General features: G+C 60.7%; 16 protein-coding genes. 12 read left to right on the plus strand and 4 right to left on the minus strand.

The window, feature by feature from the left end:
• The first annotated feature begins 48 nt into the window (after positions 1–48).
• From VJ604_RS12700 to lipA, 4 genes are all read left to right on the plus strand, one after another.
• Positions 49–873 carry a lipoate--protein ligase family protein gene (locus VJ604_RS12700; protein WP_324083056.1) on the plus strand — a complete coding sequence of 275 codons (825 nt, stop codon included), beginning with the start codon at positions 49–51 and terminating at the stop codon, positions 871–873.
• Between the two features lie 63 nt (positions 874–936).
• Positions 937–1,269 carry a type II toxin-antitoxin system RelE/ParE family toxin gene (locus tag VJ604_RS12705; protein WP_324083058.1) on the plus strand — a complete coding sequence of 111 codons (333 nt, stop codon included), beginning with the start codon at positions 937–939 and terminating at the stop codon, positions 1,267–1,269.
• Positions 1,257–1,571, plus strand: a complete 315-nt coding sequence (gene relB, locus VJ604_RS12710; protein WP_324083061.1) for a type II toxin-antitoxin system RelB family anti-toxin — start codon at positions 1,257–1,259, stop codon at positions 1,569–1,571. Before VJ604_RS12705 ends, relB begins: the two co-directional genes overlap by 13 nt.
• Positions 1,572–1,593: 22 nt before the next feature.
• Entirely contained in the window at positions 1,594–2,454 is an 861-nt protein-coding gene (gene lipA / locus VJ604_RS12715) for a lipoyl synthase (protein WP_324083063.1), read from the plus strand.
• Positions 2,455–2,472: 18 nt separating this feature from the next.
• Here lipA and VJ604_RS12720 read toward each other — a convergent pair whose 3' ends face one another.
• Positions 2,473–4,260: a SulP family inorganic anion transporter gene (locus VJ604_RS12720; RefSeq protein ID WP_324083066.1), complete on the minus strand. Its 1,788-nt coding sequence runs from the start codon at positions 4,258–4,260 to the stop codon at positions 2,473–2,475.
• On the opposite strand from VJ604_RS12720, the gene VJ604_RS12725 reads away from it, so the two are divergent.
• Entirely contained in the window at positions 4,259–4,663 is a 405-nt protein-coding gene (locus VJ604_RS12725) for a hypothetical protein (protein WP_324083068.1), read from the plus strand. The two genes, VJ604_RS12720 and VJ604_RS12725, sit on opposite strands and share 2 nt — an antisense overlap.
• A 307-nt stretch (positions 4,664–4,970) precedes the next feature.
• The gene (locus tag VJ604_RS12730) at positions 4,971–5,873 is read left to right on the plus strand and encodes a mechanosensitive ion channel family protein (protein ID WP_324083070.1); all 903 of its coding nucleotides are present in this window, start codon (positions 4,971–4,973) and stop codon (positions 5,871–5,873) included.
• 154 nt (positions 5,874–6,027) lie between these two features.
• Here VJ604_RS12730 and VJ604_RS12735 read toward each other — a convergent pair whose 3' ends face one another.
• Both VJ604_RS12735 and trxA read right to left on the minus strand, forming a co-directional pair.
• Positions 6,028–6,552 (minus strand): TlpA family protein disulfide reductase, encoded by a 525-nt coding sequence (locus VJ604_RS12735; RefSeq protein WP_324083072.1) that lies wholly within the window; start codon positions 6,550–6,552, stop codon positions 6,028–6,030.
• A 1-nt stretch (position 6,553) separates the two neighbouring features.
• Complete coding sequence (trxA, locus tag VJ604_RS12740) at positions 6,554–6,883, minus strand: thioredoxin (protein WP_324083073.1); 330 nt, start codon at positions 6,881–6,883, stop codon at positions 6,554–6,556.
• 556 nt (positions 6,884–7,439) lie between these two features.
• Between trxA and VJ604_RS12745 the strand changes: the two genes are divergently transcribed.
• From VJ604_RS12745 to hemB, 6 genes are all read left to right on the plus strand, one after another.
• Positions 7,440–8,114, plus strand: coding sequence for a precorrin-2 dehydrogenase/sirohydrochlorin ferrochelatase family protein (locus VJ604_RS12745; RefSeq protein ID WP_324083075.1), 675 nt, complete (start codon positions 7,440–7,442; stop codon positions 8,112–8,114).
• Positions 8,111–8,926, plus strand: coding sequence for a c-type cytochrome biogenesis protein CcsB (ccsB, locus tag VJ604_RS12750; RefSeq protein WP_324083077.1), 816 nt, complete (start codon positions 8,111–8,113; stop codon positions 8,924–8,926). Before VJ604_RS12745 ends, ccsB begins: the two co-directional genes overlap by 4 nt.
• Positions 8,927–8,983: 57 nt before the next feature.
• On the plus strand, positions 8,984–10,288 hold the full coding sequence (gene hemA, locus VJ604_RS12755) for a glutamyl-tRNA reductase (protein ID WP_324083078.1): 1,305 nt from the start codon (positions 8,984–8,986) through the stop codon (positions 10,286–10,288).
• Positions 10,289–10,362: 74 nt separating this feature from the next.
• A complete protein-coding gene (gene hemC, locus VJ604_RS12760) occupies positions 10,363–11,319 on the plus strand; it encodes a hydroxymethylbilane synthase (protein ID WP_324083080.1) in 957 nt (318 codons plus the stop codon).
• A 324-nt stretch (positions 11,320–11,643) separates the two neighbouring features.
• Positions 11,644–13,188 carry a uroporphyrinogen-III C-methyltransferase gene (gene cobA / locus VJ604_RS12765; protein WP_324083083.1) on the plus strand — a complete coding sequence of 515 codons (1,545 nt, stop codon included), beginning with the start codon at positions 11,644–11,646 and terminating at the stop codon, positions 13,186–13,188.
• Positions 13,189–13,407: 219 nt separating this feature from the next.
• On the plus strand, positions 13,408–14,427 hold the full coding sequence (gene hemB / locus VJ604_RS12770) for a porphobilinogen synthase (protein ID WP_324083085.1): 1,020 nt from the start codon (positions 13,408–13,410) through the stop codon (positions 14,425–14,427).
• Between the two features lie 71 nt (positions 14,428–14,498).
• Here hemB and VJ604_RS12775 read toward each other — a convergent pair.
• Positions 14,499–14,613 (minus strand): cupin domain-containing protein (locus tag VJ604_RS12775; RefSeq protein ID WP_518517913.1); only part of this gene is annotated, 115 nt, incomplete at its 5' end.

Raw genomic sequence — 14,613 nt, forward strand, 5'->3', positions numbered from 1 at the left:
CCTTTTTTCGCTGTTTACTGGCGAGATTGATATTTGAAGGAACCCCTTATGCCCAACCCGTCGCCCACCTGGCGCCTGATCGATGCTGGACCGCTGGATGGCCCTGCCAACATGGCGCTGGACGAGGCGCTACTGTCCAGCTTCAATCCCGAATCATCTCTCCCCGTGCTGCGGCTGTACGGCTGGGAACCTCCCGCCCTCTCCCTCGGCCGCTACCAGGACGCCGAGTCGTCCCTCAGGCTCGACCTCTGCTCCGCGGAAGGGGTGCCGCTGGTGCGCCGGATGACCGGCGGCGGCATCATCTATCACGGCGACGAAGTGACCTACAGCATCGTCTGCTCGCCCGAGCAGATCGGCGACGCCACGGGGGTCAAGGAAGGCTTCCGCAAACTGTGCGGTTTCCTGCTGGAGACCTACCGGCAGCTGGGACTGGAGGCTGCCTTCGCCATCGACCGGCAGCCGGCCGGTGAGCGCCTGGGAGAGCGGACCGCTTTCTGCTTCGCCGGGAAGGAAGAGTACGACGTGGTGGTGGCCGGGCGAAAGATCGGCGGCAACGCCCAGCGTCGCATGCGCGGCGTGATCTTCCAGCACGGCTCCATCCCCCTCAAAAGCCGCGTCCACCTCGCCGCCCGCTATCTCAAAGAACCGGCCGATGCCGTCACCACCGCCGTAAGCCTTGACGAGTTGGGCCTTCAGCCGGAGCCGGCCCATTTGAAGCAGTTGCTGGTAAACTCCTTCCAGCAATGTCTCGGAGTACGGTTGCTTCGTGATGGAGTCAGTGAAGGGGAAAACGGAATGGCCGCGCAGTTGGTGGAAACGAAATACCGCTGCCATGAGTGGAATATCAGCCAGACCTGTGAAACAAAGAGATAGCTCTCCCCCTGCCCCTCGCCTTGACGGAAGTTAGCATTTTTGCTAACAATAAAGGAGCAAGGCATGAGGTATTCACTGGAGTATTTCCATCCGCGCATCCAGAAGGAGATCGAATCATGGCCTGTGGGCATCCTGGCCGACTTCGCTAGGATAGCTGAACTTTTGAAGGAGTTCGGACCCGATTTGGGAATGCCTTATTCACGTGCGCTGGGAGATGGCCTCTTTGAGCTGCGAGCACGGGGATCCGAGGGAATTGGACCAGGGTTCTATTGCTTCTTGATTGGTCGACGCATTGTGATACTCCACGCTTTTGTGAAAAAAACACAAGCAACGCCGGTAAGACAACTGGAGATCGCCCGTAAGCGGTTGAAGGAGGTTCGGAAATGGCTGACCTGAAGTATCAGCCGGTTCCTCATGATCACGATGCCTTTCTGCAAAAAGCAATAAAGCGTAAGGGGTTCAAGGAAGCGTACGACAGCCTGGAAGAAGAATATGGGCTTATACATGAACTGCTCTCAGCCCGTTCGAGATCGGGATTAACCCAAGAAGCTGTTGCAGAACTAATGGGAACCACTAAAAGTGCCGTCTCCCGTCTGGAGAGTGCCAGCAGGCATTCCCCCTCGTTGACCACCCTGAAAAAATATGCCAAAGCGGTTGGCTGCCGGCTTGAAATCAAGTTGATCCCCGATCTTCCCTGACTTCCCTTTGGCAGAGAACAACATGAACCAACTTCGAAAACCGGCCTGGCTGCAAAAGAAGATCTCCCCTTCCGCCCACAGCGAGATGGAGGGGCTGTTGGGCGAGTTGCGCCTCAACACGGTCTGCCAGCAGGCGCGCTGCCCCAATATCACCGAATGCTTCAAAAACCGGCAGGCTACCTTCCTGATCATGGGACGCATCTGCACACGCCTTTGCTCGTTTTGCAGCGTCTCCAAGGAAGCTCCGCTCCCGGTCGATCCCAATGAGCCCGCCAACGTCGCCGAAGCCATCTGCCGGCTCAAGCTGTCCCACGTGGTGATCACCAGCCCCACCCGCGACGACCTCCCGGACGGCGGCGCCTCCTGCTATGCCGCCACCGTCCAAGAGATCCGCAAGGCTTCTCCGCGCACCAAGGTGGAGCTGCTCATCCCCGATTTCATGGGAAGTGTCGCGTCCTTGGAGACGGTGATAGCGGGCGCTCCCGACATCCTGGGACACAACCTGGAAACGGTGCCCCGGCTCTACCACATCCGCTTAGGTGCCGACTACCGCAGGTCGCTCGACCTGCTGGCGGCGGCTCATCGCCTGAACCCTGCCTTGAAGACCAAATCGGGAGTGATGCTGGGATTGGGGGAAGAGGAAGCGGAGTTGTTGAGCGTGCTGGAAGATCTGGTCGCCACCGGATGTTCCTACCTGAGCCTCGGCCAATACCTGGCGCCGAGCCGGCAGCATCACCCCGTGCAGCGCTTCGTGGAACCGGAGTTGTTCGAACGGTACCGGGAAATAGCTTTGCAGATGGGATTTGAGCACGTGGAAAGCGGTCCCTACGTCCGCAGTTCCTATCATGCCGACCAGTATGGGACGGATGCAGCGGGGGATTGAGGCGAGTTTTACCAGGCGTTACGGGTGTGCCCGTCGTTTTCCGGCAACCTTGCTGCCAACTTTCGGTCCTCCTTTGGAGAGGGTCTTGCCCCTTTTGGCTGGAGTGGACACTGGCGGCGTCGGCGCGAACGGTTCGGTCGGATATTTTTCCTTCACCTGGTAGGCATTTTTATACCAGTCGATAGCCTTTCGAACCGTCGGGAAAAACATGTCGGGACCGATCTGGGTATAGAGGCCGTAGGTCTTCAGCTTGTCCCTGACCGGGTCTTTCATTTCCGCTATACAGAGTTCGATGCCGGCGCGCCTCAGTTCCTTGTGGAGTTGGCTCAGGACATCCGCGGCAGTGGTGTCCACGTCGGTGATCGGTTCCGCAGAAACGATGACGCACTTCACGTCCGTCGGTACGTCGGTTATCGCCTGCAGCAGATGGTCGTGAAAGATGTCCGCATTGGCAAAAAATAGCGGCGCGTCCCAGCGAAACAGCACCAGCCCCGGCAGCAGCCACGCCTTGCCAAAACGCGACACATCGTGGAACCCGTCTACGCCGTGGATCTGTCCGAGTACCGCGTCATAGGGGTGCCATGCCCTCCAGATGAAGGCCAGCAGCGAAAGGCCTACCGCGATAAATATCCCCTCGCTGACCCCCACAAACGTTACCGCCACAAAGCAGATGATCGACAGCAAAAACTCGCTTCGCCGCACACGGTACAGACGTCTCACTCCTGAGATTTCCGACAGTCCGATGCAGGCAGAGATCACGATCGCACCAAGTGCCGCCTCGGGTAGGTCCTTGATCAACATCGGGGCGCAGAGCAGCAGCAGGGCAATGCACAACGCCGACACCACGCCGGTCAACTGTGTCCGCGCGCCGGCCTCCTCAGCGACAGGGGTGCGCGAGGCGCAGCAACTTACTGCAAAGCCGCTGAACAGACCACACATCACGTTGGCGGCGCCCAAGGCGAAGAGTTCCTGGCTGCTGTCAACTTTATAGCCGCCACGGGCGGCGAAGGTCCGCGACAGAACGCTCATGTCGGCGAAGGCGACCACCGCAAGGGCAAACGCCGCGGGGAACAGCGTCCCTATGTCGCCCGAGGACACCGCGGGGAGATGGAAAGCCGGCAAGCCCCGGGGAAGCGGCCCGACCACGGCAATGCCTGACTTCACAGCGAGGTCGAAAATAGCGGCTGTGGCGGTCGCACCGACGACGGCAACCAACACCCCCGGCACGCGCGGGAAATATCTGTTGAACGCAAGTATGGCGGCTAAACAGGTAGCGCCGATCAAACAGCTCGTCAGGTTGACTTTCCCCGCCATGATCCCTCGAACGACTGCCTCTCCCTTTGCCACCACGCTTTCGCCCTTTATCGAAAATCCAAAGACCTTGGGGAGCTGTCCGACCACCAGAATCATGGCGATGCCGTTTAGCAACCCAAAGCGGATAGGCTTCGATAAAAGGTCGGTGACGAAGCCGAAGCGAAGGATTCCGGCGAGGATGCAGAAAAGGCCGGTCATGATCGCCAGCATCCCCGCCAGCGCAACCGCCCGGCCGGGATCGTTGGCGGTGATGGGAACAATGGCGGCGGCCATCAGGGCAACCACGGCAGACTCCGGCCCCAGCACCAGGATGCGACTCGGCCCGAAGAGGGCGTAGCTCAAGAGTGCCACGATGGAGGCGTACAGGCCGTAGATTGCGGGGAGACCGGCGACTTCGGCATAAGCCATATCCATCGGGACCAGAATGGATGCCAGCGTCACTCCGGCGACGATATCGCTGACGAGCCAGCTGCGACGGTAGCGGCGCGCCATGGTGATGCCCGGCAGCCAGCGAGCGACGCCCCGGGGCTGTTTCTCCCTGATATGGGTCGTGGGCGGCAGAGGCAGGGACGGCTTGGGCTGTGCCGCTGCCTTGGGCTGTGCCGCTGCCTTGGAGTGGGACGCTGTCTTGGGCTGGGACCTTGTTTTTGTTTGTGGCTTGGGAGTTGAGCTGGATCTCGCGTTGGCGGGCTTGGATTCCGAGGTGGTTTTTGAATCCGACTTCACCTTTGGCTTGGAGTCAGGCTTCGACTTCGTTTTTGGGTGCGACGTGGAGTTCAACTTGGCATTCGACTTTGCGTTCAGCTTCGGCATTGCAACGACTTTCCGTTTTCCGCTCAGAAATTCATCCATATCTGAGAGGGTATCGCCAAAACTCCGAGAGCCGGGGCTATGAACCGGTATCCACCAGATACCACGTCTTCATTTTACTATAATCAATGGGGCGGACCCACGCATTTTCGACAGACCCGGAGGGAAACTTCAGGCGAGCAGTGAATAAACCGCAGGAGTGTTGCGGCGTTTGCCTATAACTTAGCAGCCTACCCCCAGTTACCGATGCACCGTTCAGCGTTTTCTGTCATAATTCTAGTGAATCCAATCCCGCCACCGATGTTTTCTGAATGGCCAGGCCGTTCGACGTCATCTCCCCGTTTTCACCCAATCTGTCTCGGTTCTGGCCCCTAGTAAACATGGAGGATGCCATGGCATCGTTGCGATCTTGGCTCGCGGATCTCAAGGACATCTTCACCTGGCCGCTTTTCTCCGTCGGCAAAGGCCAAGAGGTCACCGTACTGACACTTGTCTACCTCATTATCTTCTCGGTGCTCTTGTTCTACCTGAGCGCCAAACTGCGCCGCTGGACCGAGGAGAAACTGCTCACCAGGACACGGCTGGACCTGGGGGCGCGCCAGGCGGTGGGAGCCATCCTCCGGTATCTGATCGTCATCATCGGCTTCCTGGTCATCCTGCAGACCGCCGGGATCGACCTCACCACCCTGAACGTCCTCGCCGGAGCGGTCGGTATCGGCGCCGGTTTCGGTCTGCAGAACATCGTGAGTAACTTCATCAGCGGCCTGATCATCATGTTCGAGCGCCCCATCAAGGTGGGGGACCGGATCGTGGTGGGGGAGATCGAGGGGGATGTCATCTCCATCGGGGCGCGCAGCGTGGAGGTGGTGAGCAACGACAACATCACCATCATCGTGCCCAACGCCAAGTTCATCACCGAGAACGTGATCAACTGGAGCCACAACGAGCGCCGGGTCCGCTTTCGTATCCCGGTGACGGTGGCCTACGACAGCGACGTGCATCTGGTTGAGCGCCTGCTCCTGGAGGCGGCGGCCAAGGATGAGAACGTCCTGGACAAGCCGGAGCCTTCGGTGCGCCTGATGGAATTCGGTGGCAACGGCCTGAGGTTCGAGTTGCGCGCCTGGAGCACCACCCTCATCCAGCGCAAGGGGTTGCTGGTCAGCAGCCTCAACTTCGCCATACTGGAGCTTTTCAGGTCTCACGGAATCGCCCCCCCGATGACCCAGCAGGAACTGTTCATAAAGAGGGGGAGTCAGAAAATCGATCAGGAGCAGGGGAAAGCGGAGGAGGATTAGACGATGACCTCAGCCGGAAAGGCGACGGGTATGCCCGTTTCCGACAGGCTGGCGAGGTCCGGAAATGACGAAGCCCTGCTGGTAGACCTATCCAGCAGGGCTTCATCGTAGGTTGTCGCTCTGATCGGCGGGGCCGGTCGCAGGTGGTGGTCGGTTACTCCGCCAAAAGCCTCTTGATGGTGTCCTCAATGGCCTTGGCGGTCTGGTCGGAGTAGCCCTGGAACTTTTCCGCCACCATACCCTTCTTGTTGATGACGTAGATGGTGGGGATCGAGCGCAGCCCGTAGTCGGCCTGCATCTCGTCGCCGGCCACCGCGACCGGATAGGTCAGGTGGCGCGCCACCACGAAGTCCTTCACGTCGCGGTCGCTCCCCTCGTCTACGCTCACCCCGAGGATCTGCAACCCCTGCTTCCCGTACTTGGAGTTAAGGGCGTTCAGGTGCGGGATAGCTTCCTTGCACGGGATGCACCAGGTGGCGAAGAAATCCATCACCAGCACGTACCCCCGGTAGTTGGAGAGGGTTATCGGCTGTCCGGAGGTGGTGGTCAACTTAATGGCAGGAGCCTTTTCCCCTTTCTGCAGTATGGCCGCCGCCGGCTGGCTGGAGAGCACCAGGGCGGCAAGCGCGAGGGGAAGGGTCCTGACTGCCAACTTCTTGAAACCGATCCGCGTCTTCATGTTAGAGCGCCTTTTTAATCAGGGCCTCCAGCTGTGATTTCGGTATTGCGCCGACTACTTGGTCCAGCACTTTGCCGTCCTTCAGCAGGATGACCGTGGGGATTCCGCGCACCCCGTACCTGCCCGGAGTGGCCGGGTTGTCATCAACGTTGACCTTGCCTACCTTGACCCGCCCTTCGTATTCGGAAGCGACGGCGTCGATCAGCGGCGCGATGGCCTTGCAGGGGGCGCACCAGGTGGCCCAGAAGTCGACCAGCACCGGAATGTCAGACTGGAGCACCTCTTTTTCAAAGTTATCATCGGTGAATGTGCGTACGTTTTCGCTGGCCATGGAGACGTCTCCTTTAATAAGAAAAGTGTTTATTACTATAAATGAGCGGGCAAAAAAAGCAAGGAGTTATTGCACCCAGCGTCGCCTCCGCGTCAGCACAAAGTCGCCACTGGCGCGGGTTCAGCTCGAGATGGACGATCCATTCAGCAGCATTGTTTTCATGTAAGCGAAGCACTTTCGTCTTTCATAATACATCGCTTCCCCTCGCCGCGTCTTGGCTTTTTTGCCCGTCCTGCCCAGTTCCGCGGCCTTCGCCAAGGCTACGGCAATGAATATGTCCTCTTCACCTCTTCACCTTTCATTTCGTCCCCTGGGACCCCTCACCCGCCCAACGGGCACCCTCTCCGCTGAAGGGGCGAGGGACCGGGAGCATCCGAAGGTGGGGGCTGGCTCCGCTAGGTGCCTGTCCCCTCTGCCATCCCCCCCTGCGGAAGGAGGAGCGGATAGATACCAACGCCATCCGCTAATAGAGCCTTAAGATATGGCATTGACACCCGCGTGGCTCTGCGCGATAGTGTGCCTTCCCTATCTGCGGCAGCCTGCGAGGAGGTTTTAGTTGCGCTATTACCCGGTCAACCTGGACCTGCGGGACAAAAAGGCGGTTATCGTGGGGGGCGGCGCGGTCGCCTTGCGCAAGGCACGGCGGCTCGTGTCGGCAGGAGCCCGCCTCACCGTGGTCGCACCACAACTGGACCACCGGCTGGCCGAAATGGCTGCCGCCGGAGCCTTCTGCCATCTGCAAAGGGAGTACCTCCCCGGCGACCTGGAGGGGGCGCTGCTGGTGATTGCCGCCACCGACGCCCCGGAGGTCAACATGGCCGTGGCAGCCGAGGCAAACGGGCGCGGCATACTGGTCGACGTCACCGACGCATCCTGCCAGGGAAGCTTCACCACCCCCGCCGTACTGGAGAGGGGCGAACTTCTTATCACGGTATCCACCGCCGGTGCCAGTCCCGCACTGTCACGACGCATCGTGGAGCAACTGGAGAGAGAGTTCGGCCCTGAATATGCCGAGGCGGTTGGCCTTCTAAGAGCCCTCCGTGAAAAGCTATTGACTGAAAAGGGGGCGAGCGCATACAATGAGCGGGTTTTTTCCGAACTTGCGGCGCTGGACCTCCCGGCGCTGATCAGAAACGGACAAAGGGATGCATTAGACCAGATACTCCTGAAGTTCTCCGAATCCGGGTCCCGACCGGTGCCGGATGCAGCTGAAAAAAAGGATCCGTCATGAACTCCTTGCTCTTCAACAGCACCCTTGTCATCTACGCAGTCGCCGCCTTTTGCTACCTGAGCCTCCTCGTGAAGCCCAAGGAGTCGGTGGGACGCGCCGGCCACTGGCTGATCATCTTAGGCCTCCTGGTCCACCTTGGCTTCACGCTGGACCGCTACCTGGAGGCAGGTCACACGCCGATCACCAACCTGCACGAATCACTCTCCTTCTTCAGCCTGGCCATCGTCGGCGTCTTCATCATGTTCGAAAGGCGCTACAAGGTCTCCATTCTCGGCTCCTTCGTGATCCCCCTGGCCCTTTTGGTCCTGCTGGTGTCGGCGGCCTTCTCCCATGCCATCCCGCCCCTTAACCCGGCGCTCAAAAGCAAGTGGCTGGCCGTCCACACCACCATGGCCTTCCTGGGCTACGCCGCCTTCGCCGTTTCCTTCGGCACCAGCATCATGTACCTGATCCAGTCGCACTTTTTGAAGAAGCGCCGGCTCGGTTCGCTGTTCCAGAAGCTGCCGCCACTCGACGTCCTGGACGAGATCAGCTACCGCTGCCTCACCATCGGCTTCCCGCTGCTCACCTTCGCCATCATCTCCGGTGCCATCTGGGCCGAGACCGCCTGGGGGACCTACTGGAGCTGGGATCCCAAGGAGACCTGGTCGCTCATCACCTGGTTGATCTACGCAGCCCTTCTGCACGGCAGGCTCACCACCGGCTGGCGCGGCAGGAAGGCCGCCATGCTCTCCATCGTCGGCTTCGTCATCATGCTCTTCACCTTCCTCGGCGTGAACCTCCTCCTGCCGGGGCTGCACAGCTACAAGTGATCGTGACCGCCGCGACGACAGCGTAGGTCGCGATTCTCAAGAAGGGACAGCACGTTTATGAACATTATTGTGGTTGGGCTTTCGCACAAAACTGCCGCAGTCGAAATCCGGGAAAAGGTGGCTTTCGCCCCTACCCAGATGGAGAAGCCGCTGCACGCCGTGGTGTCGCTTCCCGACATCACCGAGGCGGTGATCGTCTCCACCTGCAACAGGGTTGAAATCTATGCCACCACCCGCGACGTAGCGGGAGGGATGGCGAGGCTCAAGCGCTTCCTGGCCGACTACCACGGGGTACCGCTGGAGACGCTGGAGAGCCACCTGTACAGCTACCACGGCGAGGACGCCACCCGCCACGTCTTCCGCGTCGCCTCCAGCCTCGACTCCATGGTGGTGGGCGAGCCGCAGATCCTCGGCCAGATCAAGACCTCCTACGGGTACGCCGCCGAGTACAAGAGCTCCGGCATCATCCTGAACCGCTTCCTGCACAAGGCCTTCTCGGTTGCCAAAAGGGTGAGGACCGAGACCAAGATCGCCTCCTCCGCCGTCTCGGTCGCCTTCGCCGCGGTCGAACTGGCCAAGAAGATCTTCGGAGAACTGGCCGACAAGACCGTCCTTTTGATCGGCGCCGGCGAGATGTGCGAACTGGCCGCCAAACATTTCATCAACGTCGGCGTGCGGGGGGTGATGGTCACCAACCGTACCTACGAGCGGGCCGAAAAACTGGCCCAGGAGTTCGAAGCGAAGCCGATCCATTTCGAAGATCTCTTCGACCAGCTGCACAAAGCCGACATCATCCTCTCCTCCACCGGCGCCCCCCACTTCATCATCAGGGAAAAGGACGTGGCGGAGGTCATCCGCCGCCGCAAGATGAAGCCGATGTTCTTCATCGACATCGCCGTCCCCCGGGACATCGACCCCAAGGTGAACGACGTAGAAAACGTCTACCTCTACACCGTCGACGACCTGAACGGCGTGGTGGCCACCAACCTCGAGCAGCGCAAGATCGAGGCGGCCAAGGCGGAAGCCATCGTCGAGCAGGAGATCGGCCAGTTCTTCAAGTGGCTCTCGTCGCTGGAGGTGACCCCGACCATCGTGGCGCTCAGGAGCCGTTTCGACGAGATCAGGAAGGCGGAGCTCGCCAAGACCCTGGCCGGCTGGAAGGACCTGCCCCCCGGCGCCGAGAAGAAGCTGGAGGCGCTGACCAATGCCTACATGAACAAACTCCTGCACCAGCCGACCAGCGTCCTGAAAAAGACCGAGCAGGGAAACCGCAACGACCTCTACGTGGACGCCCTCAGGAACTTGTTCGACCTGCAGGCCGGAGACCATGCGGAGAACAACCTGATGGAGCTGGAAGACTAAAGCGGGCCCGACGGAAGATCTGATACAATTAGAAACTTGAGCATCCGATTCACATACAAAGGAGATAGGAAGAGATGGCGCTGAAAGAGCTGAGAATAGGAACCCGCGCGAGCCAGCTCGCACTGTGGCAGGCAAACTGGGTCAAGTCCGAACTGGAGAAACGCTACCCGGACATGACGGTCACCCTGACCAAGATCAAGACCATCGGTGACAAGATCCTCGACGTTCCCCTGGCGCAGGTTGGCGGCAAGGGCCTGTTCGTGAAGGAGATCGAGGAGGCGATGCTGCGCGGCGAGATCGACATCGCGGTGCACAGCATGAAGGACGTCCCCACCGAGTTCCCGGAAGGGCTCGGCCTCTACTGCATCACCGAGCGTGAAGATCCCCGCGACGCCCTGATCTCCCGCGGCGTGAAGTTCGCCGACCTCCCGCAGGGCGCCCGCATCGGCACCTCCGCCCTCAGGCGCCAGGCCCAGCTCCTGAAGGTCCGCCCGGACCTGGAGATGGTGATCATCCGCGGCAACGTGGAGACCCGCATCAACAAGCTCGAGACCGAGAACCTGGACGCCGTCATCCTGGCAGCCGCCGGCCTCAACCGTCTCGGCTTCGCCGACAAGGCCACCGAGCTTTTGGCTACCGACCTTTCCCTCCCCGCCATCGGCCAGGGGGCGCTGGGCATCGAGTGCAACCTCTCCAACGAGGATGTGAAAGAGGCGATCGCCTTCTTCAACCACGCCGACACCGCCCACGCGGTGCGCGCCGAGCGCGCCCTCCTGTGGCGCTGCGAAGGTGGCTGCCAGGTCCCCATCGCCGCCTACGGCGAGGTGAGCGGCGACCAGCTCAAGCTGACCGGTTTCATCGCTTCGGTGGACGGCAAGGTCTCCGTCAAGGGAACCGTGACCGGCCCCGCCGAGAACTGCGAGAAACTGGGCGTGCAGCTCGCCGAACAGCTGCTTGCCGAAGGCGGCCACGCGATCCTCTCCGAGGTCTACCAGCGCGAGGTCTCCCGGGAGAAGGAAATCCCGGTTTAATTAGCGCGTAGAGTCAAAAGCCGTAACCACAGAGGACACGGAGGTCGCACGGAGGACACAGAGGAATTTTGAAGCGCATTCCTCTTAGGCTTTCTCTGTGTCCTCTCTTTTCATCTCTCGGTGTCCTCTGTGGTAATGCTTTATAAAGGCTAAGTCACCCTTAGCCTTTTGCCTTTTAATCGGCAAAGCGTCAGCTTAGGCGGGGGCTTTACTCCCCATGCGACCAGTCATGATTTCCCGCTTTACGTCCCCCCCTTGATAAAGGGGGGACAGGGGGGATTTGCCTTTCTGCTGTTCAACTGGCCGTCCCTACCAAATGAGACTATGACCACTCTTTCCGCAAAAAACGGCTTCGTCTACCTGATCGGCGCCGGTCCCGGCGACCCCGGCCTCATCACGGTCAAGGGACGGGAGTGCCTGGCCAAGGCGCAGGTCGTCCTCTACGATTACCTCGCCAACGACGAGCTGCTCCGCTTGGCACCGAAGGGAGCCGAGCTCATCTACGCCGGCAAGGTCGGCGGCGAGCACAACCGCGAACAGAGCCAGATCAACGAGCTGTTGGTGGAGAAGGCGCTCTCTGGCAAAGTGGTGGCAAGGCTCAAGGGGGGCGACTCCTTCATCTTCGGCCGCGGCGGCGAGGAGTGCGAGGCCCTGGTATCGGCCGGCATCCCGTTCGAAGTGGTGCCCGGCATCACCGCCGGCGTCGGCGCCACCTGCTACGCCGGCATCCCGCTCACCCACCGCCACGTCACCACCTCGGTAGCCTTCGTGACCGGCCACGAGAGCCCCGGCAAGGCCAGCTCCGAGATCGACTGGGAAGGTCTGTCCCTGGGGAGCGGCACCGTCGTCTTCTACATGGGGGTCAGGAACCTCCCCACCATCACCCGCAACCTGATGGACCACGGGCGGGCTCCCGATACCCCGGTTGCCCTCATCCGCTGGGGGACCCGGCCGGAGCAGGAGGTGCTGATCGGCACCCTTTCCGACATCGCGGAAAAGGCGCGTGCGGCGTCCTTCAAGGCCCCCGCCATCACCGTGGTGGGCGAGGTGGTGAACCTCAGGGAGACCCTGCGCTGGTTCGACAACCGCCCCCTTTTCGGACGCTCCGTGCTGGTTACCCGCGGCGCCGACCAGGCCGGCGAATTCTCCTCCAAGCTGGAGCGACTTGGTGCCAGGGTCTACGCCTGCCCGACCATCGAGATCACCCCGCCCGCAAGCTATGCCGAACTCGATCAGGCCATAGCCTCTCTGGATGGCTTCGACTGGATCGTCTTCACCTCCTACAACGCCGTAAAGTACTTCTTTGACAGGCTGCACGAGCGCGGCCTCGACACCCGCGCCCTCGGCCGCTGCCGCGTCTGCGCCGTCGGTCCCAAAACCGCGGCCGCCCTCTCCCCCTTCGGGGTCAAGGCCGACCTGGTTCCCGAGGATTACAAGGCGGAGGGTGTGGTGGCGGCCTTTTCGGAGATGGAGATGGCAGGGCAAAGGATCCTGTTCCCCCGCGGCGACCGCGCACGCGACGTCATCCCTGAGAGGTTGAAAGCGATGGGTGCCTCGGTGGTGGCCCCGGTCGCCTACGCCAACGAGACGCCGGACGACATCCCCCCCGAAGCGCTCAGAGCGCTGGAGGAGCGCAGGGTCGATAGCGTGACCTTCACCTCCTCGTCCACCGTGCAGAACCTCGCCAGCATCCTCGGCGACAACCGGTTTCTGCACCTGATGGAAGGGGTCAAGGTCGCCTCCATCGGCCCGGTCACCTCCAAGACCTGCCGCGACCTGGGACTGGAGGTCGACATGGAGCCGGCGGAATACACGCTGGACGCCCTGACCGCCGAACTGATCGCGCACTTCTCAGCGGCTAAACCTTAGTCAACTTCGCAAAAGTTCACGCCCTTCGACAAGCTCAGGGCGAGCGGGTTGTGGGCGTAAGCTGATATAAGGTTTGATGTAAGGTTGATTGTTAGATTAGATGGATTAGATGTAAGGTTGGATGTAAGAGAGGTTAAATCCGTTCGTGCTGAGCCAGTCGAAGCATGAACCACAGTGTGTTTGGAGATCTACTCACAGCAAAACCCAAAGGAGAGAGCAATGTTCTACCCAGTGTACAGAGCGAGAAGGATCCGGAGCAAAGAAATCTTCAGGAACATGGTGAGAGAGACCTCCCTTTCCGCCAACGATCTGATATATCCGATGTTTTCTGCCTTCGGCACCGGGATCAAGAAGGAGATCTCCTCCATGCCCGGCATCTACCAGCAGTCCATCGAGAACATCGTCGAGGAAGCGCAGGAAGTCTACGAACTGGGCGTGCCGGCCGTCATCCTGTTCGGCATCCCCGAGCAGAAGGACGCCATGGGGAGCGACGCCTACTCCGACACCGGCATCATCCAGGAGACCATCCGGGCCATCAAGAAAAGCGTCCCCAACCTGGCCGTGATCACCGACGTCTGCATGTGCGAGTACACCGACCACGGGCACTGCGGCATCATCAAGAACGGCGACGTGGACAACGACGAGACCCTGGAACTGCTGGCCAAGGAAGCCCTCTCCCACGCCAGGGCCGGAGCCGACATGGTTGCCCCCTCCGACATGATGGACGGCCGCGTGGCCGCCATCCGCGAGTCGCTCGACAACAACGGCTACAAGGACATCCCGGTCATGAGCTACGCCGTGAAGTACGCTTCCGGCTACTACGGTCCGTTCAGGGAAGCCGCCGAGTCCACCCCGCAGTTCGGCGACCGTCGCTCCTACCAGATGGATCCTGCCAACAGGCTGGAAGCCATCCGCGAGGCGCGCATGGACGTCGAGGAAGGCGCCGACATCCTGATGGTCAAGCCGGGCCTGCCGTATCTGGACATCGTGCGTGACGTGAGGAACGAGTTCAACCTCCCCACCGCCGTCTACAACGTCTCCGGCGAGTACAGCATGGTGAAGGCCGCCGCCAAGGCAGGCTGGATCGACGAGGACCGCGTGGTGATGGAGACCATGATCTCCTTCAAGAGAGCCGGCGCCGACCTGATCCTGACCTACCACTCCAAAGAAGTGGCCAAGCTGCTCAAGAAAGGGTACGAAGCCGAGCTGAAAGCCCGCACCACCTGCGGCTGCAGATGAAAAAACGGGGGCCAGGGATATCGTTTCCCTGGCCCCTTCTTCTGTAGTCCCTAACTCCCTAGTCCCTGCCTTTACGCCCTTATCATCACCAGCAGCATCTTGAACCGCTGCACCGCACGCAGCGAGTGCGGTTTGTTGGCCGGCATCACGATGATCTCCCCGGCCGACACCTTGTGGACCGTCCCT

It is taken from the genome of Geomonas sp., from assembly GCF_035254065.1.
Taxonomy (GTDB): Bacteria; Desulfobacterota; Desulfuromonadia; order Geobacterales; family Geobacteraceae; genus Geomonas.

What these genes read in the sequence shown, in the direction of transcription:
- VJ604_RS12700 (WP_324083056.1), top strand. Translation starts at nt 49, where the DNA reads ATGCCCAACCCGTCGCCCACCTGGCGCCTGATCGATGCTGGACCGCTG.
- VJ604_RS12705 (WP_324083058.1), top strand. Translation starts at nt 937, where the DNA reads ATGAGGTATTCACTGGAGTATTTCCATCCGCGCATCCAGAAGGAGATC.
- relB (WP_324083061.1), top strand. Translation starts at nt 1,257, where the DNA reads ATGGCTGACCTGAAGTATCAGCCGGTTCCTCATGATCACGATGCCTTT.
- lipA (WP_324083063.1), top strand. Translation starts at nt 1,594, where the DNA reads ATGAACCAACTTCGAAAACCGGCCTGGCTGCAAAAGAAGATCTCCCCT.
- VJ604_RS12725 (WP_324083068.1), top strand. Translation starts at nt 4,259, where the DNA reads ATGGTGATGCCCGGCAGCCAGCGAGCGACGCCCCGGGGCTGTTTCTCC.
- VJ604_RS12720 (WP_324083066.1), bottom strand. Translation starts at nt 4,260, where the DNA reads ATGGCGCGCCGCTACCGTCGCAGCTGGCTCGTCAGCGATATCGTCGCC.
- VJ604_RS12730 (WP_324083070.1), top strand. Translation starts at nt 4,971, where the DNA reads ATGGCATCGTTGCGATCTTGGCTCGCGGATCTCAAGGACATCTTCACC.
- VJ604_RS12735 (WP_324083072.1), bottom strand. Translation starts at nt 6,552, where the DNA reads ATGAAGACGCGGATCGGTTTCAAGAAGTTGGCAGTCAGGACCCTTCCC.
- trxA (WP_324083073.1), bottom strand. Translation starts at nt 6,883, where the DNA reads ATGGCCAGCGAAAACGTACGCACATTCACCGATGATAACTTTGAAAAA.
- ccsB (WP_324083077.1), top strand. Translation starts at nt 8,111, where the DNA reads ATGAACTCCTTGCTCTTCAACAGCACCCTTGTCATCTACGCAGTCGCC.
- hemA (WP_324083078.1), top strand. Translation starts at nt 8,984, where the DNA reads ATGAACATTATTGTGGTTGGGCTTTCGCACAAAACTGCCGCAGTCGAA.
- hemC (WP_324083080.1), top strand. Translation starts at nt 10,363, where the DNA reads ATGGCGCTGAAAGAGCTGAGAATAGGAACCCGCGCGAGCCAGCTCGCA.
- cobA (WP_324083083.1), top strand. Translation starts at nt 11,644, where the DNA reads ATGACCACTCTTTCCGCAAAAAACGGCTTCGTCTACCTGATCGGCGCC.
- hemB (WP_324083085.1), top strand. Translation starts at nt 13,408, where the DNA reads ATGTTCTACCCAGTGTACAGAGCGAGAAGGATCCGGAGCAAAGAAATC.